At 56.2% G+C, this 23,231-nt stretch carries 25 protein-coding genes; 15 read left to right on the top strand and 10 right to left on the bottom strand.

Going from position 1 to position 23,231, the window contains the following annotated elements:
* Nucleotides 1–28: 28 nt before the first annotated feature.
* The 11 genes from bamA to tilS all read left to right on the top strand — a co-directional run bounded on the left by bamA (nucleotide 29) and on the right by tilS (nucleotide 13,431).
* Nucleotides 29–2,434 carry an outer membrane protein assembly factor BamA gene (gene bamA / locus QZ766_RS20065; RefSeq protein ID WP_297206395.1) on the top strand — a complete coding sequence of 802 codons (2,406 nt, stop codon included), beginning with the start codon at nucleotides 29–31 and terminating at the stop codon, nucleotides 2,432–2,434.
* A gap of 118 nt (nucleotides 2,435–2,552) precedes the next feature.
* On the top strand, nucleotides 2,553–3,047 hold the full coding sequence (gene skp / locus QZ766_RS20070; protein WP_297206398.1) for a molecular chaperone Skp: 495 nt from the start codon (nucleotides 2,553–2,555) through the stop codon (nucleotides 3,045–3,047).
* Between the two features lie 3 nt (nucleotides 3,048–3,050).
* Nucleotides 3,051–4,076: a UDP-3-O-(3-hydroxymyristoyl)glucosamine N-acyltransferase gene (gene lpxD / locus QZ766_RS20075; protein ID WP_297206401.1), complete on the top strand. Its 1,026-nt coding sequence runs from the start codon at nucleotides 3,051–3,053 to the stop codon at nucleotides 4,074–4,076.
* Between the two features lie 102 nt (nucleotides 4,077–4,178).
* Complete coding sequence (fabZ, locus tag QZ766_RS20080) at nucleotides 4,179–4,634, top strand: 3-hydroxyacyl-ACP dehydratase FabZ (RefSeq protein ID WP_297206403.1); 456 nt, start codon at nucleotides 4,179–4,181, stop codon at nucleotides 4,632–4,634.
* A gap of 3 nt (nucleotides 4,635–4,637) precedes the next feature.
* Nucleotides 4,638–5,426, top strand: a complete 789-nt coding sequence (gene lpxA, locus QZ766_RS20085; protein ID WP_297206405.1) for an acyl-ACP--UDP-N-acetylglucosamine O-acyltransferase — start codon at nucleotides 4,638–4,640, stop codon at nucleotides 5,424–5,426.
* Nucleotides 5,426–6,571 carry a lipid-A-disaccharide synthase gene (gene lpxB / locus QZ766_RS20090; protein WP_297206408.1) on the top strand — a complete coding sequence of 382 codons (1,146 nt, stop codon included), beginning with the start codon at nucleotides 5,426–5,428 and terminating at the stop codon, nucleotides 6,569–6,571. The genes lpxA and lpxB overlap by 1 nt, the downstream gene beginning before the upstream one ends.
* Nucleotides 6,568–7,164 (top strand): ribonuclease HII, encoded by a 597-nt coding sequence (rnhB, locus tag QZ766_RS20095; RefSeq protein WP_297206410.1) that lies wholly within the window; start codon nucleotides 6,568–6,570, stop codon nucleotides 7,162–7,164. The genes lpxB and rnhB overlap by 4 nt, the downstream gene beginning before the upstream one ends.
* A gap of 18 nt (nucleotides 7,165–7,182) precedes the next feature.
* Nucleotides 7,183–10,665, top strand: a complete 3,483-nt coding sequence (dnaE, locus tag QZ766_RS20100) for a DNA polymerase III subunit alpha (protein ID WP_297206413.1) — start codon at nucleotides 7,183–7,185, stop codon at nucleotides 10,663–10,665.
* A 12-nt stretch (nucleotides 10,666–10,677) separates the two neighbouring features.
* Nucleotides 10,678–11,637, top strand: a complete 960-nt coding sequence (gene accA / locus QZ766_RS20105) for an acetyl-CoA carboxylase carboxyl transferase subunit alpha (RefSeq protein ID WP_297206416.1) — start codon at nucleotides 10,678–10,680, stop codon at nucleotides 11,635–11,637.
* 93 nt (nucleotides 11,638–11,730) lie between these two features.
* Nucleotides 11,731–12,120: a VOC family protein gene (locus QZ766_RS20110; protein ID WP_297206419.1), complete on the top strand. Its 390-nt coding sequence runs from the start codon at nucleotides 11,731–11,733 to the stop codon at nucleotides 12,118–12,120.
* Nucleotides 12,121–12,123: 3 nt separating this feature from the next.
* A complete protein-coding gene (gene tilS / locus QZ766_RS20115; RefSeq protein WP_297206422.1) occupies nucleotides 12,124–13,431 on the top strand; it encodes a tRNA lysidine(34) synthetase TilS in 1,308 nt (435 codons plus the stop codon).
* A 16-nt stretch (nucleotides 13,432–13,447) separates the two neighbouring features.
* Here tilS and rof read toward each other — a convergent pair whose 3' ends face one another.
* Nucleotides 13,448–13,708, bottom strand: a complete 261-nt coding sequence (rof, locus tag QZ766_RS20120) for a Rho-binding antiterminator (RefSeq protein WP_297206425.1) — start codon at nucleotides 13,706–13,708, stop codon at nucleotides 13,448–13,450.
* Complete coding sequence (locus QZ766_RS20125) at nucleotides 13,695–13,895, bottom strand: YaeP family protein (RefSeq protein ID WP_297206427.1); 201 nt, start codon at nucleotides 13,893–13,895, stop codon at nucleotides 13,695–13,697. The genes rof and QZ766_RS20125 overlap by 14 nt, the downstream gene beginning before the upstream one ends.
* Nucleotides 13,896–14,092: 197 nt before the next feature.
* On the opposite strand from QZ766_RS20125, the gene QZ766_RS20130 reads away from it, so the two are divergent.
* The 3 genes from QZ766_RS20130 to nlpE are packed head-to-tail and all read left to right on the top strand — an operon-like array spanning nucleotide 14,093 to nucleotide 15,788.
* Nucleotides 14,093–14,638, top strand: coding sequence for a YaeQ family protein (locus tag QZ766_RS20130; protein ID WP_297206430.1), 546 nt, complete (start codon nucleotides 14,093–14,095; stop codon nucleotides 14,636–14,638).
* Nucleotides 14,635–15,057 carry an alternative ribosome rescue aminoacyl-tRNA hydrolase ArfB gene (gene arfB, locus QZ766_RS20135; RefSeq protein WP_297206433.1) on the top strand — a complete coding sequence of 141 codons (423 nt, stop codon included), beginning with the start codon at nucleotides 14,635–14,637 and terminating at the stop codon, nucleotides 15,055–15,057. The genes QZ766_RS20130 and arfB overlap by 4 nt, the downstream gene beginning before the upstream one ends.
* A 26-nt stretch (nucleotides 15,058–15,083) precedes the next feature.
* Complete coding sequence (nlpE, locus tag QZ766_RS20140) at nucleotides 15,084–15,788, top strand: envelope stress response activation lipoprotein NlpE (protein WP_297206436.1); 705 nt, start codon at nucleotides 15,084–15,086, stop codon at nucleotides 15,786–15,788.
* On the opposite strand, the gene QZ766_RS20145 is transcribed toward nlpE, so the two are convergent.
* The 7 genes from QZ766_RS20145 to metN all read right to left on the bottom strand — a co-directional run bounded on the left by QZ766_RS20145 (nucleotide 15,785) and on the right by metN (nucleotide 22,282).
* On the bottom strand, nucleotides 15,785–16,570 hold the full coding sequence (locus tag QZ766_RS20145; protein WP_297206438.1) for a YaeF family permuted papain-like enzyme: 786 nt from the start codon (nucleotides 16,568–16,570) through the stop codon (nucleotides 15,785–15,787). The genes nlpE and QZ766_RS20145 overlap by 4 nt on opposite strands.
* 132 nt (nucleotides 16,571–16,702) lie before the next feature.
* On the bottom strand, nucleotides 16,703–18,421 hold the full coding sequence (proS, locus tag QZ766_RS20150) for a proline--tRNA ligase (protein ID WP_297206440.1): 1,719 nt from the start codon (nucleotides 18,419–18,421) through the stop codon (nucleotides 16,703–16,705).
* 110 nt (nucleotides 18,422–18,531) lie between these two features.
* Nucleotides 18,532–19,239, bottom strand: a complete 708-nt coding sequence (tsaA, locus tag QZ766_RS20155; protein WP_297206441.1) for a tRNA (N6-threonylcarbamoyladenosine(37)-N6)-methyltransferase TrmO — start codon at nucleotides 19,237–19,239, stop codon at nucleotides 18,532–18,534.
* Nucleotides 19,236–19,640, bottom strand: a complete 405-nt coding sequence (gene rcsF / locus QZ766_RS20160) for an Rcs stress response system protein RcsF (protein WP_297206451.1) — start codon at nucleotides 19,638–19,640, stop codon at nucleotides 19,236–19,238. Before rcsF ends, tsaA begins: the two co-directional genes overlap by 4 nt.
* Before the next feature lie 106 nt (nucleotides 19,641–19,746).
* Entirely contained in the window at nucleotides 19,747–20,562 is an 816-nt protein-coding gene (metQ, locus tag QZ766_RS20165) for a methionine ABC transporter substrate-binding lipoprotein MetQ (protein ID WP_297206453.1), read from the bottom strand.
* A gap of 42 nt (nucleotides 20,563–20,604) precedes the next feature.
* On the bottom strand, nucleotides 20,605–21,258 hold the full coding sequence (locus tag QZ766_RS20170; RefSeq protein WP_297206455.1) for a methionine ABC transporter permease MetI: 654 nt from the start codon (nucleotides 21,256–21,258) through the stop codon (nucleotides 20,605–20,607).
* Nucleotides 21,251–22,282, bottom strand: coding sequence for a methionine ABC transporter ATP-binding protein MetN (metN, locus tag QZ766_RS20175; protein WP_297206457.1), 1,032 nt, complete (start codon nucleotides 22,280–22,282; stop codon nucleotides 21,251–21,253). The genes QZ766_RS20170 and metN overlap by 8 nt, the downstream gene beginning before the upstream one ends.
* Before the next feature lie 189 nt (nucleotides 22,283–22,471).
* Between metN and gmhB the strand changes: the two genes are divergently transcribed.
* Nucleotides 22,472–23,032, top strand: coding sequence for a D-glycero-beta-D-manno-heptose 1,7-bisphosphate 7-phosphatase (gene gmhB / locus QZ766_RS20180; protein ID WP_297206460.1), 561 nt, complete (start codon nucleotides 22,472–22,474; stop codon nucleotides 23,030–23,032).
* A 9-nt stretch (nucleotides 23,033–23,041) separates the two neighbouring features.
* On the opposite strand, the gene QZ766_RS20185 is transcribed toward gmhB, so the two are convergent.
* The coding region (locus QZ766_RS20185; RefSeq protein WP_297206462.1) for a hypothetical protein at nucleotides 23,042–23,231 on the bottom strand (190 nt) is incomplete at its 5' end.

Genomic DNA, 23,231 nt, shown 5'->3' on the forward strand with positions numbered 1-23,231 from the left:
AGTTTGTTAGGAAGAACGCATAATAACGATGGCGATGAAAAAGTTGCTTATAGCGTCGCTGCTGTTCGGCAGCGCGACCGTATACGGTGCTGACGGGTTCGTAGTGAAGGACATTCATTTCGAAGGCTTGCAGCGAGTTGCTGTTGGTGCGGCCCTCCTCAGCATGCCCGTTCGCCCAGGCGACACGGTCACAGACGAAGACATCAGTAATACCATCCGCGCGCTGTTTGCCACCGGCAACTTCGAGGACGTCCGCGTCCTGCGCGACGGTAATAACCTGCTGGTGCAGGTTAAAGAGCGTCCGACTATTGCCAGTATCACCTTCTCCGGTAACAAATCGGTGAAGGATGACATGCTTAAGCAAAACCTCGAGGCGTCTGGTGTCCGCGTGGGTGAATCTCTTGACCGTACGACCCTTGGCGATATCGAGAAAGGTCTTGAAGACTTTTACTACAGCGTAGGGAAATACAGCGCCAGCGTTAAAGCCGTGGTGACGCCGCTTCCGCGTAACCGCGTGGATTTAAAACTGGTCTTCCAGGAAGGCGTCTCGGCGAAAATCGAGCAGATTAATATCGTCGGCAACCATGCGTTCTCAACCGATGACCTGCTCTCTAACTTCCAGCTCCGCGATGAAGTACCGTGGTGGAACGTGGTGGGCGATCGCAAATACCAGAAGCAGAAGCTTGCGGGCGACCTTGAAACCCTGCGCAGCTACTACATGGATCGCGGTTACGCCCGTTTCAACATCGACTCCACGCAGGTGAGCCTGACGCCGGATAAAAAAGGTATCTACATCACCATCAACATTACCGAAGGCGATCAGTACAAGCTTTCCGGTGTTGAGGTGAGCGGCAACCTGGCCGGACATTCAGCTGAAATTGAAAGCCTGACCAAGGTTACGCCTGGCGCGCTGTACAACGGTGCCAAAGTGACCAAAATGGAAGACGACATTAAAAAGCTTCTTGGCCGCTATGGTTACGCCTATCCGCGCGTTCAGTCGCAGCCGGAAATCAACGATGCTGATAAGACCGTTAAGCTCCACGTCAACGTCGATGCCGGTAACCGTTTCTACGTGCGTAAAATCCGCTTCGAAGGAAACGATACCTCGAAAGATGCCGTTCTGCGTCGCGAAATGCGCCAGATGGAAGGCGCCTGGCTGGGTAGCGATCTGGTTGATGCCGGTAAAGAGCGTCTAAACCGTCTCGGTTACTTCGAAACTGTAGATACTGATACGCAGCGTGTGCCTGGCAGACCCGATCAAGTTGACGTGGTTTACAAGGTCAAAGAGCGCAATACCGGCAGCCTTAACTTTGGTGTTGGTTACGGTACCGAAAGCGGCGTTAGCTTCCAGGTCGGCGTGCAGCAGGACAACTGGCTCGGCACCGGTTATTCCGTCGGCATTAACGGTACCAAAAACGATTACCAGACCTATTCCGAACTCTCCGTCACCAACCCGTACTTTACGGTTGACGGCGTGAGCCTCGGCGGGCGCATCTTCTACAACGATTTTAAAGCAGATGATGCGGATCTGTCTCAGTACACCAACAAAAGCTACGGCGTTGATGGTACTCTGGGCTTCCCGATTAACGAATACAACACCCTGCGCGGCGGTTTAGGCTACGTCCATAACGACCTGTCCCACATGCAGCCGCAGGTGGCAATGTCGCGCTATCTGCACTCAATGCATAAGGGCTCCTCTGACGGTCCTGATGATGACGACTTCTCTGCAGACGACTTCACCTTTAACTATGGCTGGACGTACAACAACCTCGACCGGGGCTATTTCCCGACCGACGGTTCGCGCGTTAACCTGAACGGTAAAGTGACCCTGCCGGGCTCCGATAACAAGTTCTATAAAGTTACCCTCGATACAGCAAGCTACTACCCGATCGATAACGATCATAAGTGGGTGCTGCTGGGTCGTACCCGCTGGGGATACGGTGACGGAATTGGCAGCAAAGAGATGCCGTTCTACGAGAACTTCTACGCCGGTGGCTCAAGCTCCGTTCGCGGCTTCCAGTCCAACAACATCGGTCCGAAGGCAGTTTACTACGGTCCGGGTCGTCACTATTGTGAAGATGCGAAGCTCTGCAGCTCTAACGATGCTATTGGCGGTAACGCCATGGGCGTTGCCAGCGCCGAGCTGATTGTACCGACGCCGTTTGTGAGTGATAAATACGCTAACTCAATCCGCACCTCGTTCTTCTACGATGCGGGTACGGTATGGGATACGCAGTGGCACAACAACTCAGAAGCGAAAGCGCTGGGTATTGATGACTACGGCGATCCGACCAACATCCGTATGTCGACAGGTATTTCCCTACAGTGGATGTCGCCGCTGGGGCCGCTGGTCTTCTCTTACGCCCAGCCGCTTAAGAAATACAAGGATGATAAATCGGAGCAGTTCCAGTTTAACATTGGTAAAACCTGGTAACTGGCCGACGCAACGGAATGCGATTGCTGTGTAGCGATAGGTCTGGCGGCGGTTTCTCGTCGCCGGCTTCGCAAAGAACAGTACCCTATGGTACTCATTGGATGGTAAGGAGTTTATTGTGAAAAAGTGGTTATTAGCTGCAGGTCTGGGTTTAGCGATGGTGACTTCTGCTCAGGCAGCAGAAAAGATCGCTATCGTCAATATGGGTACTCTGTTCCAGCAGGTTGCTCAGAAAACTGGCGTCTCTGCTACTCTGGAAAATGAGTTCAAAGGCCGCGCAGGTGAACTGCAGCGTCAGGAAAACGATCTGCAGACTAAAATGCAGCGTCTTCAGCGCGATGGCTCTACCATGAAAGCCTCCGACCGCAGCAAACTGGAAAAAGACATCATGTCCCAGCGCCAGACCTTCTCTCAGAAAGCGCAGGCTTTCGAGCAGGATCGCGCTCGCCGCTCTAACGAAGAGCGCAGCAAGCTGGTTACCCGCATTCAGTCTGCAGTGAAAAGCGTTGCCTCCAGCCAGAGCATCGATCTGGTAGTAGACGGCAACACTGTTGCTTATAACAGCAGCGATATCAAAGACATCACCGCAGATGTACTGAAGCAGGTTAAATAAGTAATGCCTTCAATTCGACTGGCTGATTTAGCACAGCAGTTGGATGCAGAATTACACGGTGATGGCGATATCGTCATCACCGGCGTTGCGTCCATGCAGTCTGCTACAGAAGGCCATATTACCTTCATGGTAAATCCTAAATACCGTGAACACCTGGCTAAATGTAAAGCCTCTGCTGTCGTAATGACCGCGGATGATTTGCCTTTCGCCAGCAGTGCGGCGCTGGTAGTGAAAAATCCCTACCTGACCTATGCCCGCATGGCTCAAATTCTGGATACTACGCCGCAGCCGGCGCAGGATATTGCAGCAAGCGCGGTTATTGATGCCACCGCAAATCTCGGTGAAAACGTCTCTGTTGGCGCTAACGCGGTGATCGAATCCGGCGTTGTGCTTGGGGACAATGTCCGAATCGGTCCCGGCAGTTTCGTAGGTAAAAACACGCGCATTGGCGCGGGAACCCGCCTGTGGGCCAACGTTTCGATTTACCACGATATTGAAATCGGTGAAAACTGTCTGATCCAGTCCAGTACCGTGATTGGCGCAGATGGCTTTGGCTATGCTAACGATCGCGGCAACTGGGTGAAGATCCCCCAGCTGGGCCGGGTGATCATCGGCGATCGTGTTGAGATCGGTGCCTGCACCACTATCGATCGCGGTGCGTTAGATGACACGATCGTTGGAAACGGCGTGATTATTGATAACCAGTGCCAGATTGCACATAACGTGGTCATCGGTGACAATACCGCCGTAGCCGGCGGCGTGATCATGGCGGGCAGCCTGAAGATCGGCCGCTACTGCATGATTGGCGGCGCAAGCGTAATCAACGGGCACATGGAAATCTGCGATAAAGTAACCGTTACCGGTATGGGCATGGTGATGCGTCCTATCTCAGAACCCGGTGTTTACTCTTCCGGCATTCCGCTGCAGCCGAACAAAGCCTGGCGCAAGACCGCCGCGCTGGTGATGAACATTGATGATATGAGCAAGCGTCTCAAGGCTCTTGAACGTAAAACAAGTCAACAAGACTAACCCGTCATCCTGAGCGCCAACCTTCCCGGCCTGTCTGGTTTTTTGTAATCCGGCAGGCCGTGTTATTATTGCAACTTAGTATTTTTAGACAGGAAGAGTATTTTGACTACCGACACTCATACTCTGCAAATTGAAGAGATCCTCGAGCTTCTGCCGCACCGTTTCCCCTTCTTACTGGTGGATCGCGTGCTGCACTATGACGAAGGTCGTTTTCTGCGCGCAGTAAAAAATGTCTCTGTAAATGAACCTTTTTTCCAGGGGCATTTCCCCGGTAAGCCGATTTTTCCCGGCGTTCTGATTCTGGAAGCGATGGCACAAGCCACCGGCATCCTGGCATTTAAGAGCGTGGGAAAACTGGAGCCGGGCGAGCTGTACTACTTTGCCGGCATCGACGAAGCGCGTTTCAAGCGCCCGGTTGTGCCAGGCGATCAAATGATCATGGAAGTGACCTTTGAAAAAACCCGCCGTGGCCTGACGCGCTTTAAAGGCGTAGCCACCGTTGACGGTAAAGTTGTTTGCGAAGCAACCATGATGTGCGCACGCAGCCAGGGGGCTTAATACGTGATTGATAAAACTGCCTTTATCCATCCTACCGCCATTGTGGAAGAAGGTGCCGTTATCGGCGCCAACGTTCACATTGGTCCGTTTTGTATTGTCGGCGCTAACGTTGAAATTGGCGAAGGCACCGTACTGAAGTCGCATGTTGTTATCAACGGTCACACGAAAATTGGCCGCGATAATGAGATCTATCAGTTTGCTTCCGTAGGGGAGGTGAATCAGGATCTTAAATACGCGGGTGAACCTACGCGCGTGGAGATAGGCGATCGCAACCGCATTCGCGAGAGCGTCACCATACATCGCGGAACAGTACAGGGCGGTGGATTGACAAAGGTGGGCAGCGACAACCTGCTGATGATCAATGCGCACGTTGCGCACGATTGCACGGTAGCGAATCGCTGCATCCTCGCCAACAATGCCACGCTGGCGGGGCACGTATCACTGGACGATTTTGTCATTATCGGTGGAATGACCGCCGTTCATCAGTTCTGCACCATTGGCGCACATGTGATGGTCGGCGGCTGTTCCGGCGTAGCGCAGGATGTTCCTCCTTATGTCATCGCGCAGGGCAACCACGCGACGCCGTTTGGCGTCAATATTGAAGGGCTTAAGCGCCGCGGCTTTAGCAGAGACGCGATCATTGCCATTCGCAACGCGTACAAGCTGCTGTACCGCAGCGGTAAAACGCTGGAAGAAGCAAAGCCAGAGATTGCCGCGCTTGCAGAGCAGCATCCTGACGTTCAGGCGTTTTCTGATTTCTTTGAGCGTTCAACGCGCGGTCTTATTCGTTAATGCCCGCCCGTCCGCTCACGATTGCCCTGGTCGCCGGAGAAACCTCCGGCGATATTCTTGGTGCCGGTCTTATCCGGGCTCTTAAGGCCAGAGTTCCCGATGCGCGCTTTGTCGGCGTTGCCGGCCCGCTGATGCAGGCCGAAGGTTGCGAAGCCTGGTACGAAATGGAAGAGCTCGCGGTGATGGGCATTGTTGAGGTGCTCGGTCGCCTGCGCCGTCTGCTGCAGATTCGCGCCGATTTAACCCGCAGGTTTACCGAGCTTCGGCCCGATGTCTTCGTTGGTATTGACGCGCCTGACTTTAATATCACCCTCGAAGGCAATCTAAAAAAACAGGGGATCAGGACGATTCATTACGTCAGCCCGTCGGTCTGGGCGTGGCGACAAAAACGCGTTTTCAAAATTGGCAGATCCACCGATCTGGTGCTGGCTTTTCTGCCTTTCGAAAAGGCGTTTTACGACCGCTTTAACGTTCCCTGCCGCTTTATCGGCCATACCATGGCAGATGCAATGCCGCTGGATCCGGACAAAAATGCAGCCCGCGATGCGCTGGGTATTGCCCACGGCGTACACTGCCTGGCGATGCTGCCGGGAAGCCGAGGCGCAGAAGTTGAGATGCTGAGCGCTGATTTTTTGAAAACCGCGCAGCGGCTGCGTGAAAGTTATCCCGATCTGGAAGTGGTGGTTCCGCTGGTTAATGCCAAAAGGCGCGAGCAGTTTGAGCGCATCAAAGCAGAGGTTGCGCCAGAGCTGCGCATTCATATGCTTGACGGCATGGCCCGCGAGGCGATGATCGCCAGCGATGCGGCGCTGCTGGCCTCCGGCACAGCGGCGCTGGAATGTATGCTCGCCAAGTGCCCGATGGTAGTGGGCTACCGCATGAAACCGTTCACCTTCTGGCTGGCGAAGCGGTTGGTAAAAACTGAATACGTTTCGCTGCCCAACCTGCTGGCCGGGCGCGAGCTGGTTAAAGAATTATTGCAGGACGAGTGTCGGCCCGATCTGCTGGCTAACGCGCTGCTGCCGCTGCTGGCGGACGGTAAAACCAGCCACCAGATGCACGACACTTTCCGCGAACTGCACCAGCAGATCCGCTGTCATGCCGATGAACAGGCGGCGGACGCGGTGCTGGAGCTGGCAAAATGATTGAATTTGTTTATCCGCACACCCATCTTGTTGCCGGCGTTGATGAAGTGGGCCGCGGGCCGCTTGTCGGCGCGGTGGTGACTGCGGCAGTGATCCTCGATCCGCTGCGTCCCATTGTCGGCCTGAACGATTCCAAAAAGCTCAGTGAAAAGCGTCGCCTTGCGCTGTTTGATGAAATTACAGAAAAGGCGCTATGCTGGAGCCTTGGCCGCGCCGAGCCGCACGAGATTGATGAACTGAACATCCTCCACGCCACTATGCTGGCGATGCAGCGGGCTGTTGCCGGGCTGGCTATCCAGCCAGAATATGTGCTGATTGATGGCAATCGCTGCCCCGCGCTGCCAGTGCCGTCAATGGCGGTGGTAAAAGGCGATAGCCGGGTCGCGGAGATAAGCGCGGCCTCAATTCTGGCGAAGGTAACCCGGGATGCGGAAATGACCGCGCTGGATCTCTCTTTTCCAGAATACGGCTTTGCTAAACATAAAGGTTATCCGACGCCTTTTCATCTTGAAAAGCTGGCGCAGTACGGTGCCACTGAGCATCACCGGCGCAGCTTTGGGCCCGTTAAGCGCGCGCTGGCGGCAGCTGAATAACCCAGGCGGATACTGATAATGGCTGAACCACGTTTCGTACACCTGCGGGTGCACAGCGACTATTCCATGATTGACGGGCTGGCGAAGACCGCGCCGCTGGTAAAAAAGGCGGCCGCGCTCGCCATGCCGGCCCTGGCAATCACTGACTTTACCAACCTCTGCGGGCTGGTGAAGTTTTACGGTACCGGCCACGGCGCGGGCATCAAACCGATTGTGGGCGCCGACTTTCACGTTCAGAGCGATGTCTCCGGTGAAGAGCTGACCCAGTTAACGGTGCTCGCTGCGAATAACACCGGCTACCAGAACCTGACCCTGCTTATTTCTCACGCTTATCAGCGCGGCTACGGCGCGCTCGGCCCGTGGATCGACCGTGACTGGCTTATCGATCATAAAGAAGGACTGATCCTGCTTTCCGGCGGGCGGCTGGGCGATGTGGGGAAAGCCCTGCTGCGCGGCAATATGGCCCAGGCCGAGCAGTGCCTGGCGTTTTATGAAGAGCACTTCCCGGACAGCTATTATCTTGAGCTGATCCGCACCGGACGCGCCGATGAAGAGAACTATCTGCACGCCGCGGTAAAGCTGGCTGAAGAGCGGGGGCTGCCGGTGGTTGCCACTAATGACGTGCGCTTCCTTGAACCCGGCGACTTCGACGCCCACGAAATTCGCGTTGCCATTCACGACGGCTTTACCCTTGACGATCCCAAGCGCCCGCGCAATTACTCCTCCCAGCAATATATGCGCAGCGAAGCGGAGATGTGCGAGCTCTTCTCTGATATTCCAGAAGCGCTGGAAAACAGCGTCGAGATAGCCAAGCGCTGTAACGTCACTGTCCGCCTCGGTGAGTATTTTCTGCCCCAGTTCCCTACCGGCGAAATGACCACCGAGGACTTTCTCGTTGCCAAATCGAGAGAGGGACTGGAAGAGCGCCTTGAGTTTCTGTTTCCGGATCCGGAAGAGCGCGTCAAGCGTCGCCCTGAATACGATGAGCGCCTGGAAATAGAGCTCAAGGTTATTAACCAGATGGGCTTCCCCGGCTACTTTCTGATCGTTATGGAATTTATCCAGTGGTCAAAAGATAACGGCGTGCCGGTCGGCCCGGGACGCGGCTCCGGCGCGGGGTCGCTGGTGGCCTACGCGCTGAAGATAACCGACCTCGATCCGCTGGAGTTTGACCTGCTGTTCGAACGCTTCCTTAACCCGGAGCGCGTGTCGATGCCCGACTTTGACGTCGACTTCTGCATGGAGAAACGCGATCGGGTTATCGATCACGTGGCGGAAATGTACGGTCGGGATGCGGTATCGCAGATCATTACCTTCGGAACCATGGCGGCGAAAGCGGTTATTCGCGATGTGGGCCGCGTGCTGGGTCATCCTTACGGTTTCGTGGACCGCATCTCCAAGCTGGTGCCGCCGGATCCGGGGATGACCCTGGCCAAGGCTTTTGAGGCTGAGCCGCAGCTGCCGGAAATCTACGAGGCCGACGAAGAAGTTAAAGCGCTGATCGACATGGCGCGCAAGCTCGAAGGCGTTACCCGCAACGCCGGCAAGCACGCCGGTGGGGTCGTTATCGCTCCCACTAAAATCACCGATTTTGCGCCGCTTTACTGCGATGAAGCCGGCATGCACCCGGTGACCCAGTTTGATAAAAACGACGTCGAATATGCCGGGCTGGTGAAGTTTGACTTCCTCGGCCTGCGCACGCTGACCATCATCAACTGGGCGCTGGAGATGATCAATGCCCGCCGGGAGAAGAACGGCGAGCCGCCGCTGGATATCGCCGCTATCCCGCTCGACGATAAAAAAAGCTTCGACATGCTGCAGCGCTCGGAAACCACGGCGGTATTCCAGCTCGAATCCCGCGGCATGAAGGACTTGATCAAGCGCCTGCAGCCGGACTGCTTCGAAGACATGATCGCCCTGGTGGCCCTGTTCCGCCCGGGGCCGCTGCAGTCGGGGATGGTAGATAACTTTATTGACCGTAAACACGGCCGCGAAGAGATATCCTACCCGGACGTGCAGTGGCAGCATGAATGCCTGAAACCGGTACTGGAGCCGACCTACGGCATCATCCTGTATCAGGAACAGGTTATGCAGATTGCCCAGGAGCTGTCCGGCTACACCCTTGGTGGTGCGGACATGCTGCGCCGCGCGATGGGTAAGAAAAAGCCGGAAGAGATGGCCAAGCAGCGCGGCACCTTTGAAGAAGGGGCGAAGAAGCGCGGCGTTGACGGCGAGCTGGCGATGAAAATCTTTGACCTGGTGGAGAAATTCGCCGGTTACGGATTTAACAAATCTCACTCCGCCGCCTACGCGCTGGTCTCCTATCAGACGCTATGGCTGAAAGCGCACTATCCGGCAGAGTTTATGGCGGCAGTAATGACTGCCGATATGGACAACACCGAGAAAGTGGTGGGGCTGGTGGACGAGTGCTGGCGGATGGGGTTAAAAATTCTGCCGCCGGATATCAACTCCGGGCTGTACCACTTCCACGTTAACGATGACGGTGAGATTGTTTACGGCATCGGCGCGATTAAAGGCGTCGGCGAAGGCCCGATCGAGGCCATCATTGAGGCCCGCAACAGCGGCGGCTATTTCCGCGAACTGTTCGATCTCTGCGCCCGCACTGACATTAAAAAGCTCAACAAGCGGGTGCTGGAGAAGCTGATTATGTCGGGGGCGTTCGATCGCCTCGGCCCGCACCGCGCGGCATTAATGAACTCGCTGCCGGACGCGCTTAAAGCCGCGGATCAGCATGCCAAAGCGGAAGCTATCGGCCAGGCCGACATGTTCGGCGTACTGGCGGAAGAGCCGGAGCAGATCGAGCAGTCTTACGCCAGCTGCCAGCCGTGGCCGGAGCAGGTTGTACTCGACGGCGAGCGTGAAACTCTCGGGCTTTACCTCACCGGGCATCCCATTAATCAGTATCTGAAAGAAATTGAGCGTTACGTCGGCGGCGTAAGGCTTAAAGATATGCATCCGACCGATCGTGGTAAAATCACCACGGCGGCGGGGCTCGTACTTGCCGCGCGGGTTATGGTCACCAAGCGCGGCAACCGTATCGGCATCTGTACGCTGGATGACCGTTCTGGCCGTCTGGAAGTGATGCTGTTCACCGATGCGCTGGATAAATACCAGCAGCTGCTGGAGAAAGACCGCATACTCATCGTCAGCGGACAGGTCAGCTTTGATGACTTCAGCGGGGGTCTTAAAATGACCGCCCGCGAAGTCATGGACATTGACGAAGCCCGCGAAAAATATGCTCGCGGACTTGCTATCTCGCTGACGGACAGGCAAATTGATGACCAGCTTTTAAACCGTCTCCGTCAGTCTCTGGAACCCCACCGTTCGGGAACCATTCCAGTACATCTCTACTATCAGAGGGCGGATGCACGCGCGCGGCTGCGCTTTGGCGCAACCTGGCGTGTTTCTCCGAGCGATCGTCTCTTGAACGATTTGCGTGGCCTCATTGGGTCGGAGCAGGTGGAACTGGAGTTTGACTAAAACAGGAATACTATGAGTCTGAATTTCCTTGATTTCGAACAGCCGATTGCAGAGCTGGAAGCGAAAATCGATTCCCTGACGTCCGTAGGCCGTCAGGGTGAAAAACTGGATATTAATATCGATGAAGAAGTGCATCGCCTGCGTGAAAAAAGCGTAGAGCTGACGCGCAAAATCTTTGCCGATTTAGGGGCATGGCAGGTCGCACAGCTTGCCCGCCATCCGCTGCGCCCTTATACCCTGGACTATCTGCGTCTGGCATTTGATGACTTTGACGAGCTGGCTGGAGACCGCGCCTACGCTGACGATAAAGCCATTGTCGGCGGCATTGCGCGCCTTGATGGACGCCCGGTGATGGTAATTGGCCATCAGAAAGGCCGCGAAACCAAAGAGAAAATCCGCCGCAACTTCGGCATGCCGGCACCGGAAGGCTATCGTAAAGCGCTGCGCCTGATGGAGATGGCCGAGCGCTTCAAGATGCCAATCGTGACCTTCATTGATACGCCGGGCGCCTATCCAGGCGTCGGCGCGGAAGAGCGCGGCCAGTCCGAAGCCATCGCCCGCAACCTGCGCGAGATGTCCGGTCTGAAAGTGCCGGTCATCTGCACCGTGATTGGCGAAGGCGGCTCCGGTGGCGCGTTGGCTATCGGCGTGGGCGACAAAGTTAACATGCTGCAGTACAGCACCTATTCGGTTATTTCCCCGGAAGGCTGTGCCTCTATTCTGTGGAAAAGCGCGGATAAAGCACCGCTCGCCGCTGAAGCAATGGGCATCATCGCACCGCGCCTGAAAGAGCTGAAGCTTATCGACACGGTGATCCCGGAGCCGCTGGGCGGAGCGCATCGTCATCCGGAAACCATGGCAGCGACGCTGAAAGCACAGCTGCTGGCGGATCTTGAGGATCTCGACGTGCTGAGCACCGAAGAGCTGCTCGACCGCCGTTACCAGCGTCTGATGAGCTACGGCTACGCTTAAGGCCCGATACTCGTCCGCTCTAAAAGCTACACCCGCAGCGGTGTGGCTTTTTTTATGTCTGCCGCCCGGCACGGTTTACCTTCAGGAGATAAGATGCTCGGTTTAAAACAGATCCACCACATTGCTATCATTGCCAGCGATTACGCCCGCAGCAAAGCCTTTTACTGCGACATTCTGGGCTTCACGCTGCAGGCCGAGTTTTACCGCGAGGCGCGCGATTCGTGGAAGGGCGATCTGGCCCTCAACGGTCAATACACGATTGAGCTATTCTCGTTTCCCGGTCCGCCCGCGCGCCCCTCTCGCCCGGAAGCCTGCGGGTTACGGCATCTGGCCTTCAGCGTTGACGACATTGACCGCGCGGTAGCGCATCTCGAAGCGCATGGCGTACAATGTGAAGCCATTCGTATCGATCCCTATACCGACCGCCGCTTCACGTTCTTCAGCGATCCTGACGGTCTGCCGCTGGAGCTGTATCAGCAATAAATCATGAGCCTGAATGACCTGACCACCGCGCTGCGCCCCTACCGAAAAATCCTCGTCGCTTTCAGCGGCGGACTTGATTCTACCGTCCTGCTACACCAGCTGGTCACGCTGCGCGCCCGGGAAGACGATCTCAGGCTGCGCGCCATTCATATCCATCACGGCCTGAGCGCGAATGCCGACGGATGGGTTGAGCACTGCCGACAAATTTGCCGCGAGTGGGGCGTGCCGCTGGAAGTGACGCGCGTGACGCTGGAAGATACCGGCCTCGGCATCGAGGCCCATGCCCGGGCGGCGCGCTACGACGCTTTCCGCGCGGCGCTGCTGCCGGAAGAGGTACTGGCTACTGCTCAGCATCTTAACGACCAGTGCGAAACGCTGCTGCTGGCCCTCAAGCGCGGCAGCGGTCCGGCAGGGCTCTCGGCGATGGCGCCAGATTCTCCTTTTGCCGGCACCCGGCTGGTTCGCCCGCTGCTGAACCAGTCGCGCAACGCGCTTCATTGCTGGGCGCAGGAGCACGGGCTGCGCTGGATCGAGGATGAAAGTAATCAAAATGATGCCTACGATCGCAACTTTCTGCGCCTGCGGATCGTGCCGGCGTTAACTAATCGCTGGCCCCATTTCAGCATGGCCGCGGCCCGCAGCGCGGCGCTGTGCGCCGAGCAGGAGCAGCTGCTGGATGAGCTGCTGGGCGAGCAGCTGGACGGGCTGGTGGGCGATGAACAGCAGCTGGCGATCGCGCCGGTACTATCGATGAGCGCGCCGCGCCGCGCCGCGCTGCTACGCCGCTGGCTGGCGCGACAGCAGGCATCAATGCCTTCCCGCGAGCAGCTGGAGCGTATCTGGCAGGAGGTTGCGCTGGCGCGCGAGGACGCGGCGCCCGTGCTGCGTCTGGGCGAGCATGAAGTGCGCCGCTACCGGCAGCAGCTGTGGTGGATTAGAGCCGCGCCTGGCTGCAAAGATATTCGCCTCTCGTGGCCGAATATCGGCAGCCCACTGCCGCTGCCGAATGAGGCTGGACATCTGCGGCTCATTCCCGGCGCGCAGCTGCGCCAGCCGGCGGCAGACGAGCCGGTGAGCGTGCGTTACGGGGCGGAAGGACATCTGCATATTGTCGGGCGCAGCGGCGGGCGGCGGCTTAAGAAAATCTGGCAGGAGCTGGGCGTCGCGCCCTGGCTGCGGGATACAACGCCGCTGCTCTTCTACGGCGAGACGCTGATTGCGGCTCCCGGCTATTTTATTACGCTGGCAGGACAGTGCGCTGAGGGAGAAAAAGGGCTGGAACTTCTTTGGGAAAAGGGCGGACAGGCTTAGCCTGCCCGCTAAACGATTATTCCGCGCTGACCACTACCGTACCAATATTGGGGTGGCTAAAGCGCTCTATTTTATCCAGACGCAGCTCCCGGCTCTCGCCGCCGGCTTCTACAATCAGGTATTCCACATTTTTTCGTGAGACTAAATCGCTGGCTTTCGCCTGCAGCTCTTCGCCGCCTTTCAGCGTCAGCGCCAGAACGAGATTCTGCTGGCAGGCGAGTTCAAGGTTGTCATAGTCATCACAGTTAATAGGTTGATAAGACTCATTCATTGACATAATCGCTCACCAGTAAGTTTGCCGCCGCAAAGGCCGCTTTTTCCCTGATTGAATCTGAAATCGCGCCGTCAGCAGCAACTTCATTCAACACCTTCAGCACACAGCCCAGCGCGTCCGGGACGTAACCCAGGTCTCCACTGGCTATGTCCGCATATCGCTTGCGTATTAACTCACAATAATTTTCCACATGTCCTCCTGTCAGAATCTGACCTCACAGTGGGATGCAAGTTTAAGCCTACGAAGTTCCACTCTGTTTAGCAAGGTGACTATATCACAGGCCTACAAGTAATATCAGACGGATGAATAATGGCGAGTCGCGAATTGCAGCCAGTCTTTTTCAGCGTATTTCGGTACAATAACGCCTTATTTTTCAGGAGTAGCCTCATGGCGCTAAAAGCGACAATTTATAAGGCAGCAGTCAATGTTGCCGACCTCGATCGCAACCAGTTTCTGGATGCCAGCCTGACGCTGGCACGACATCCATCCGAAACGCAGGAGCGCATGATGCTGCGCCTGCTGGCGTGGATCATGTACGCCAATGACCGGCTGCAGTTCACCCGGGGCCTCAGCGCGGATGATGAGCCGGAAGTCTGGCTGCTTAATGATCATCTCGGCGTCGATCTGTGGATCGAGCTGGGCCTGCCGGAAGAGCGGCGGGTAAAAAAAGCCTGCTCCCGCGCGCAGCAGGTAGCGCTCTTTACCTACAACAGCCGGGCGGCTGAAATCTGGTGGCAGCAGAATCGCGCCGCGCTGGCGGGCTTTCGCAATCTTACCGTCTGGTATTTCGATGATGCCCAGCTAAGCCAAATTGCCAGCTTTGCCGCCCGCAATATGAATCTGCAGGCGACGCTTCAGGAGGGCACAATCTGGCTGTCCGACGGTGAGAATAATCTCGAAATTGTGCCTGTCTGCTGGCAGCCCGCGCAGTGATTGTCATATCAGGAAACGTCGCGCTGGCGGACGATGAAGTAGAAATTACGGCAATTCGGGCGCAGGGCGCCGGCGGGCAGCACGTGAATAAGGCATCCACGGCTATCCACCTGCGCTTTGACATTCGGGCATCGAGCCTGCCAGAGTATTACAAAGAGCGGCTGCTGGCCGCGAGTCACCATTTGCTGACCGCAGACGGGATGATCATTATCAAAGCCCAGGAGTACCGCAGCCAGGAAATGAATCGCGACGCGGCCATTGCCAGGCTCATTACCACTATTCAGTCGCTGACCGCGGAGCAAAAGCGGCGCAGGGCAACGCGCCCGACGCGGGCTTCGAAAGAGCGCAGGCTGACGTCGAAATCAGTAAAAGGCTCAATAAAGGCGCTGCGTGGAAAGGTGCGGCGTGCCGGGGACTAGTTCACCCATCAGGAATTATTAAGGATATGAAAGTGAAGAGGATACTATTAGCCGCAGCCGCTCTCGGGATGATCTGCGCGCTGCCGGGGTGTAACAATCGCGCCGAAGATACGGTGCAGAAAGTCAGCCAGGAACAGACGCTGCAGCCGATGCAGCAGAGCTGGCGGGGCGTGTTGCCGTGTGCCGACTGCGAAGGTATTGAAACTACGCTGTTCCTGAATCAGGACGGTACCTGGATCATGAATGAGCGCTATCTTAACGCGCCAAAAGGCACAGTGATCTTTGGCTCCCGGGGACGCTGGGCGCGGACGGCGGAAAAACTGGTGTTAACGGATGAAAAGGGCCACAAGCGCTATTTCCATGCGAAGGGCGATAAGCTTGAAGCGCAAAGCCCTGACGGCAAGCCTCTGATCTCAGGCCGCCGCTTTATGCTTGAGCCGGTCAACGCGCCGCTGCCGGTCACGCCAATCGCGATGCGCGGCATGTACATCTACACCGCCGATGTAGCAATATTTACCGATTGCGCTACCGGCAAGCGCATGCCGGTGGCCAACACTGTGCAGCTTGAGCAGGGTTATGCGGCCGCCCGCGGCGTCAGTGAAAAGCCTGTGCTGATCTCTATCAAGGCGCACTTTACGCTGGAGCCTAACCCGGATACCGAAAAGCTGGAAACGGTACTGGTTCCTGACGGCAGCGGAGAGTTCATTGCCGATGGCGGCTGCAATAGCTAGCGTTCTATTTTGACCAGCTTGCGGGTTTTAAAGTAAATCCCCGGGCTAAGGTGACCGACATAGTGCAGCGCCTGCACTGGCGCGACGCTGGCAATATCGCCCTCGCGCATGTGCAGCAAATCCGATGGGCTGATCCAGCTTGCGTCCAGCGTAGTTAGCGGCTGGCCGGCGTAGCGGTAAGCGGCAATCACAAACTGCGAACAGAAGTAGCGATCTTCATCCTCAATTTTTTTCCTTCCCAGCTGTGCGCGGGCAAGCCCCGCGACACACTGCTGCCTGAAGTCTGACGAGAGGGGATTCAGCGCGCAGAGTTGCCGGGTGATCATGAAGGGGATCATTTTGGCGATACCGCCAAAGTTGTAGCGCTTCCCTTGCTTCATTTGCGCAAATTCACTGATTTTATGCGCCTGGACTTCTGTAAGTGCCGGATCGCGCAGGACAAACAGTTTGTCGCTGTGGGTTAGAACATCTGTAAGCGGTACAATCTGCACTCCGGAACCTACCGCTTCAGCTACCTTCCCGTCGCCGATATAGACAGCCACGTGGCTCACGGAGGCGATGCTGAACAGGCGAATGCCTACCGATGTCGCACCGATGGACGAGGAAAAGAGCAGATCGCCGGCCTTGAGCTGCGACGGGGTAATATCCCGGTAGGTTCCCTGAGGAGCCGAACTTTGCTGCTGGAGCGCAATAAGAGGGCGGTCTTTATTGAAGGGGCTGCTGATATCAGCCGTACAGCCTGAAAGCAGTAGCGTGCAGAACAGCGCTGACATCCTTGTCATCAGTCATATCCTTATTGGTAAACAATCGCCCCGGCTTTAGAGTGCCGGGGCGATGTTATCTCATCCGTGAGTCTTGCCCCTGCGGGCCAATCTGCTCCTGATTCGCTCAAAGGCGATCGGGGCCGTGCGGCATTAGCCTTTGATGGCTTTTACCAGGTAGTTAAGGATCTCGGTCGTTTTAATCAGCTGCTTCTCCCCGCCGCGGCGATATTTATATTCAATATCGTCGTTATCGAGGTTGCGGTCGCCGATAACCACGGTGTGCGGAATACCAATCAGCTCCATATCGGCAAACATCACGCCCGGGCGTTCTTTACGATCGTCCATCAGCACTTCGATACCCTGCGCGCGCAGCTCGCCGTACAGCTTCTCGGCCAGTTCCTGAACGCGGTAGGATTTGTGCATATTCATCGGCAGGATCGCTACCTGGAACGGCGCAATATTTTCCGGCCACAGGATGCCGCGATCGTCATGGTTTTGTTCAATGGCGGCGGCCACTACGCGGGTAACGCCAATGCCGTAGCAGCCCATGGTCAGAGTCTGGTTGCGGCCGTCTTCGCCCTGCACCGAGGCTTTCATCGCTTCGGAGTACTTGGTGCCCAGCTGGAAGATATGGCCAACTTCGATACCGCGCTTGATAAGCAGCGTGCCTTTACCGTCCGGGCTCGGATCGCCTACAACAACGTTACGAATGTCGGCAACCTGTGGAGTCGCGATATCGCGATCCCAGTTGATGCCAAAATAGTGCTTATGTTCGATATTCGCGCCGGCGCCAAAATCGCTCATGGCGGCAACGGCGCGGTCAATGACCACCGGTACCGGCATATTGATCGGGCCAAGGGAGCCGGGACCGGCTTTAACCACGGTACGAATTTCTTCTTCAGTGGCAAACGTCAGCGGGCTGGCAACCTGCGCCAGTTTTTCAGCTTTTACTTCGTTCAGCTCGTGATCGCCGCGGACCAGCAGGGCAACCAGCGGGAACTCGCTGCCTTCAGCCGCTTTGACCAGCAGGGTTTTGACCGTTTTTTCAATCGGCAGGTTGAACTGCTCAACCAGCTGGGCGATGGTTTTCGCGTTCGGCGTATCCACCAGCGTCATTTCTTGTGTTGCTTCCGCGCGCGGCGTTTTTGGCGCTACGGCTTCAGCCAGCTCAATGTTGGCCGCGTAGTCGGACTCGCTGGAGAAGATAATATCGTCTTCACCGCTGGAGGCCAGCACCTGGAACTCGTGGGAGGCGCTGCCGCCAATAGAGCCGGTATCCGCCTGCACGGCGCGGAAATCGAGGCCCATGCGGCTGAAAATCTTGCTGTAGGCCGCGTACATCTTGTCGTAGGTTTCCTGTAGGGACTCCTGCGTGGTGTGGAACGAGTAAGCGTCTTTCATGATGAACTCGCGGGAGCGCATCACGCCAAAGCGCGGGCGAACTTCGTCGCGGAACTTAGTCTGGATCTGGAAGAAATTCAGCGGCAGCTGCTTGTAGGAGCTCAGCTCGTTGCGGATCAGATCGGTAATGACTTCTTCATGCGTTGGGCCGAGTACAAAGGGACGCTCGCCGCGATCGACAAAGCGCAGCAGCTCCGGGCCGTACTGCTCCCAGCGGCCGCTCTCCTGCCACAGGTCCGCCGGCTGAACCACCGGCATCGACACCTCAATGGCACCGGCGTTTTCCATCTCTTCCCGCACGATGTTTTCGACTTTTTTCAGGACGCGCAGGCCGGTTGGCAGCCAGGTATAGAGACCGGATGCCAGCTTGCGGATCATCCCGGCGCGCAGCATCAGCTGGTGGCTGATCACTTCGGCGTCGGCAGGTGTCTCCTTGAGCGTGGAGAGCAGGTATTGACTAGTACGCATGATATTACGGTTCCATTTGAACGGTCGGTACAGGCGGAGCGTCCGCCTGAAACAAAAAAGTGGTTTAGTTTATCAGCCTGGCAGAGTTGTCAAAAGAGAGGAGAATAAAATTAGCGCTCCTCCAGCGCAAAGACTTCAAAGCCTGCGGGGGTTACGCGCCAGCGCACGTTGAAATCGAGCAGCCAGACGGCGTAGGTTTTCCCGGTTTCTTCCCCTTTGCGGTAGGCGGGGCGCGGATCCTGGCTCAGAACCTCGATGATGAAATCACCCAGATGCGGGTAGCGCTTCTCAAGTGCCGGAAGCTGTTTTTCAAGATCGGCTGTAAAAGTAACCGGCATCTCTGCCTGTGGCGCCTGCTGGGCGTAGCTCGCTTGTGCCTCCGGAACGGATTCCGCGAAGGGGAGATAGGGCTTAATATCCACCACCGGAGTGCCATCAACCAAATCCAGACTGCCGAGTTTCAGGATCACGCTATCGCCGTGGCAGCGTACTTCCTGCAGCTCAACCAGCGACATGCCGAGCGGATTGGGCCGGAAGGTCGAGCGCGTGGCGAACACGCCCATACGCGCGTTGCCGCCGAGGCGGGGAGGGCGAACGGTGGGCCGCCAGCCGCCGGCCATCGTCTGATGAAAGATAAAGACAATCCACAGATGGCTGAACCCTTCCAGACCGCGCACCGCGTCGGCCTGGTTATAAGGCGCCAGCAGATGAAGTTCACCGCTGCCGTGTTTTACCAGCCCGGGCTGGCGCGGTACGGCAAACTTCTCTTTATAGGGGGAACGAATAACGCCTATTTGTTCAACGGAAAATGCACTCATTTCGCCGAAACGTTAAGTGCGGAGCCGACGCAGACGGCCTGACGATAGCAGCCCGGTGTGCCGCTGGTGACTTCACAGCTGTGCAGCAGTACCGCATTGGCGTGCATTTTGGATGCGTTAATCTGCAGGCGCTTGCGCGCGGTCGGGATATTTGGTGGGGAATCCTGGTTGGTGGCCTGGCAGGAGTCGCCGCTAACCTCGCCAAGATCGCGGAACGGCTTGCCGACCAGCGCTTCAGCGGAGGTATAAATTCTTACCGGCGTAGCGCGCGGCGCTTTAGGTTTTACCGGCTCTGCTTTTACGGGCGCTGCGGTGCTCTGTACTGGTTCCACGGGAGATCTGCTTAATATCGAGCAGCCGCTCAGGGTGAGCGCCAAGAAACAGATCGGTAAAGCACGCATAGTATGTCCTTAAAAGAGTGAAAACTGGAAATTCGCTGGCCGGATGACGATGCAAACGACAGGACGGGCATAAGCCCGTCCTGAATAATATTACTTTGAGAAAAGATTACCAGCCTTTAACAGCGCCGCCGTTGAAGATCTTGTTCGCCGCTTCGTAAACTTCGTCAGACTGATAAGCCTGAACAAATTTCTTCACGTTTTCAGCATCTTTGTTGTCTTCGCGGGTAACGATCAGGTTCACGTACGGGGAATCTTTACCTTCCACAAAGATGCCATCTTTTGCCGGCGTCAGGCCAATCTGGCTGGCATAGGTGGTATTGATAACAGCCAGTGCGATCTGCGCATCGTCCAGCGAGCGCGGCAGCTGCGGCGCTTCGAGTTCAACAATTTTCAGGTTTTTCGGGTTGGACTCAATGTCCAGGACGGTCGGCAGCAGGCCCACGCCATCTTTCAGTTTAATCAGGCCCACTTTCTGCAGCAGCAGCAGCGAGCGGCCAAGGTTGGTCGGATCGTTAGGTAGCGCAACCTGATCGCCCGCCTTCAGCTCGTCCAGAGATTTGATTTTCTTCGAATAGCCGGCAATCGGATAGACGAAGGTGTTACCGACCGCAACCAGCTTGTAGCCGCGATCTTTGATCTGCTGATCCAGATACGGTTTGTGCTGGAAGGCATTGGCGTCAATGTCGCCTTTGCTCAGTGCTTCGTTTGGCAGCACGTAGTCGTTGAAGGTCACCAGCTCAACGTCCAGGCCATACTTCTCTTTTGCCACTTTCTGGGCTACTTCCGCTACCTGCTGTTCTGCGCCGACGATAACGCCAACTTTGATGTGGTTCGGATCTTTTTCATCCTGACCGCAACCCACCAGTGCCAGAGAACCAATCAGGGCACCCACTGCCGCAAAGGTCTTAAACTTAAACGCCATTTTATGTCCTTAAACTCGTTGAGTTGTATGTTGTGTGTAACGTTATTTGTGAGTAACAGCCCGGACGATGCGATCGCCAGAGAATTGAATGAGGTAAACCAGAACAACCAGCAGTACCAGAACGGTGTTCATTACGGTGGCGTTGTAGCCAATGTAGCCGTACTGGTAACCAATCTGTCCGAGGCCGCCCGCGCCCACGGCGCCGCCCATAGCCGAATAGCCTACCAGCGTGATCAGCGTAATGGTTGCGGCATTGACCAGACCCGGCAATGCTTCCGGCAGCAGCACCTTACGCACGATCTGCATCGGAGAGGCGCCCATTGCTCGGGAGGCTTCAATCAGGCCTGTCGGGATTTCCAGCAGGGCGTTTTCCACCATGCGGGCAATAAACGGCGCCGCGCCAACGGTCAGCGGCACAATGGCGGCCTGCAGGCCGATAGAGGTTCCGACGATAATCCGGGTAAACGGGATCATCCACACCAGTAAGATAATGAAAGGAATCGAGCGGAAGATATTCACCAGCGCCGACAGCGTGCGGTAGAGCTTCGCGTTCTCGATAATCTGCCCCGGGCGCGTAACGTAAAGCAGCACGCCTACCGGCAGGCCAATGACGAAGCCAAAAAAGCCGGATACGAAGGTCATGGCCAGGGTTTCCCAGACGCCGCGCGCCAGCAGCCAAATCATTGCTTCAGACATAACCCAGTACCTCAACCTTTACATGATGTTGCTGCAGCCATGCGATGGCCGCTTGTGTGTCGCGCTGCTCGCCGTGCATTTCGGTCAGCATGATGCCGAACTTAACGCCGCCGGCATAATCCATTTGCGCACTGATAATATTGTTATTGACGTTAAAGCGGCGTGCGGTCTCGGAGAGCAGCGGGGCATCTACCGACTGGCCGGTGAACTCCATTCTCAGCATCGGTACGCTGTCAGCCTGCTGCTCGGGCTTCAGGCGCGCAAGATAATCTTCCGGAATATCGAGGTGCAGGGTGGACTGAATAAACTGCTGCGCCAGCGGCGTTTTAGGGTGAGAGAACATTTCGCTCACGGTATCCTGCTCAATCAGCTGGCCGTCGCTAATGACCGCCACGCAGTCGCAAATGCGCTTTACCACGTCCATTTCGTGAGTAATAAGGAGAATGGTCAGCCCAAGGCGGCGATTGATGTCTTTCAGCAGCTCCAGAATGGAGCGGGTGGTTGCCGGATCGAGGGCGCTGGTGGCTTCGTCGCACAGCAGCACCTTCGGATTACTCGCCAGGGCGCGCGCAATAGCGACGCGCTGCTTCTGACCGCCGGAAAGATTAGCCGGATAGCTGTCTTTCTTATCGCCGAGCCCAACCAGATCCAGCAGCTCGGTAACCCGGCGCGTAATCTCGGCTTTTGGCGTGTTGTCCAGCTCTAAAGGCAGGGCGATGTTGCCAAATACGGTGCGGGAAGCCAGCAGGTTAAAATGCTGGAAGATCATGCCAATCTGGCGGCGGGCTTGGGTGAGCTGCGACTCGGAAAGCGTGGTCAGCTCCTGTCCATCAACCTGCACGCTTCCCTGCGTCGGGCGTTCAAGCAAATTAACGCAGCGGATAAGCGTGCTTTTACCTGCACCGGACGCGCCGATAACGCCGTAAATTTGTCCGGCAGGAACATGCAGGCTGACGTCACGTAGCGCCTGTATGGTTCGGGTTCCCTGCTGGAACACTTTTGTAATATGCGACAGTTTAATCATTAGCTATTTATTATCGTCTTGAGTTTTGCGGCGGCATTTTCTGCTGTCGATGCAGCATCAATACCGTGAATGAAATGGATGTTAAGGCATCCAGACGTCTAAATCAATCCGGGCGCTCATTAATGAGCACTTTCTTGCCGGGGGAAACATGAGATACTAAGCGCTCATGCCTTATTCAGGAGCAAACCGGTGGCAAAGAGCGTTCCCGCTATTTTTCTTGACCGTGATGGCACAATTAATGTCGATCATGGTTATGTACACGAGATTGATGAGTTTGAGTTTATTGACGGCGCTATCGACGCGATGCGTCAGCTGAAAGAGATGGGCTATGCGCTGGTGCTGGTGACCAACCAGTCGGGCATTGCCCGCGGTAAATTCACCGAAGCGCAATTCGAAACCCTGACCGAGTGGATGGACTGGTCCCTGGCCGACCGCGGCGTCGATCTCGATGGTATCTATTATTGTCCGCACCATCCTCAGGGCGCAGTTGAAGAGTATCGTCAGACCTGCGACTGCCGAAAACCCCATCCCGGAATGCTTATCTCCGCGCGCGACTTCCTGCACATTGATATGGCTGCTTCTTATATGGTGGGCGATAAAATTGAAGATATGCAGGCCGCCGCCGCCGCCGAAGTGGGGACTAAGGTTTTGGTTCGTACAGGTAAACCGGTCACCGACGAGGCTGAAAAAGCCGCAGACTGGGTGATTGATAGCCTGGCAGAGCTGCCTCAGCGTATCAAAAAGCAGTAAAAATAAGCGTTACGACGAAAAGATGAGCGGTTGAAATAAAAATGCATTTTTATGCTTGTCATTCGGCGAGGGCTCCCTATAATGCGCCTCCATCGACACGGAACAACGGCTTACAGGCCGCCGGGTTGAAAGAGAAAACTTCTGAAAAATGGGGTTGACTCTGAAAGAGGAAAGCGTAATATACGCCACCTCGCGACAG

The sequence above is a fragment of the uncultured Pluralibacter sp. genome (genome assembly GCF_913775985.1).
Classification (GTDB): domain Bacteria; phylum Pseudomonadota; class Gammaproteobacteria; order Enterobacterales; family Enterobacteriaceae; genus Pluralibacter.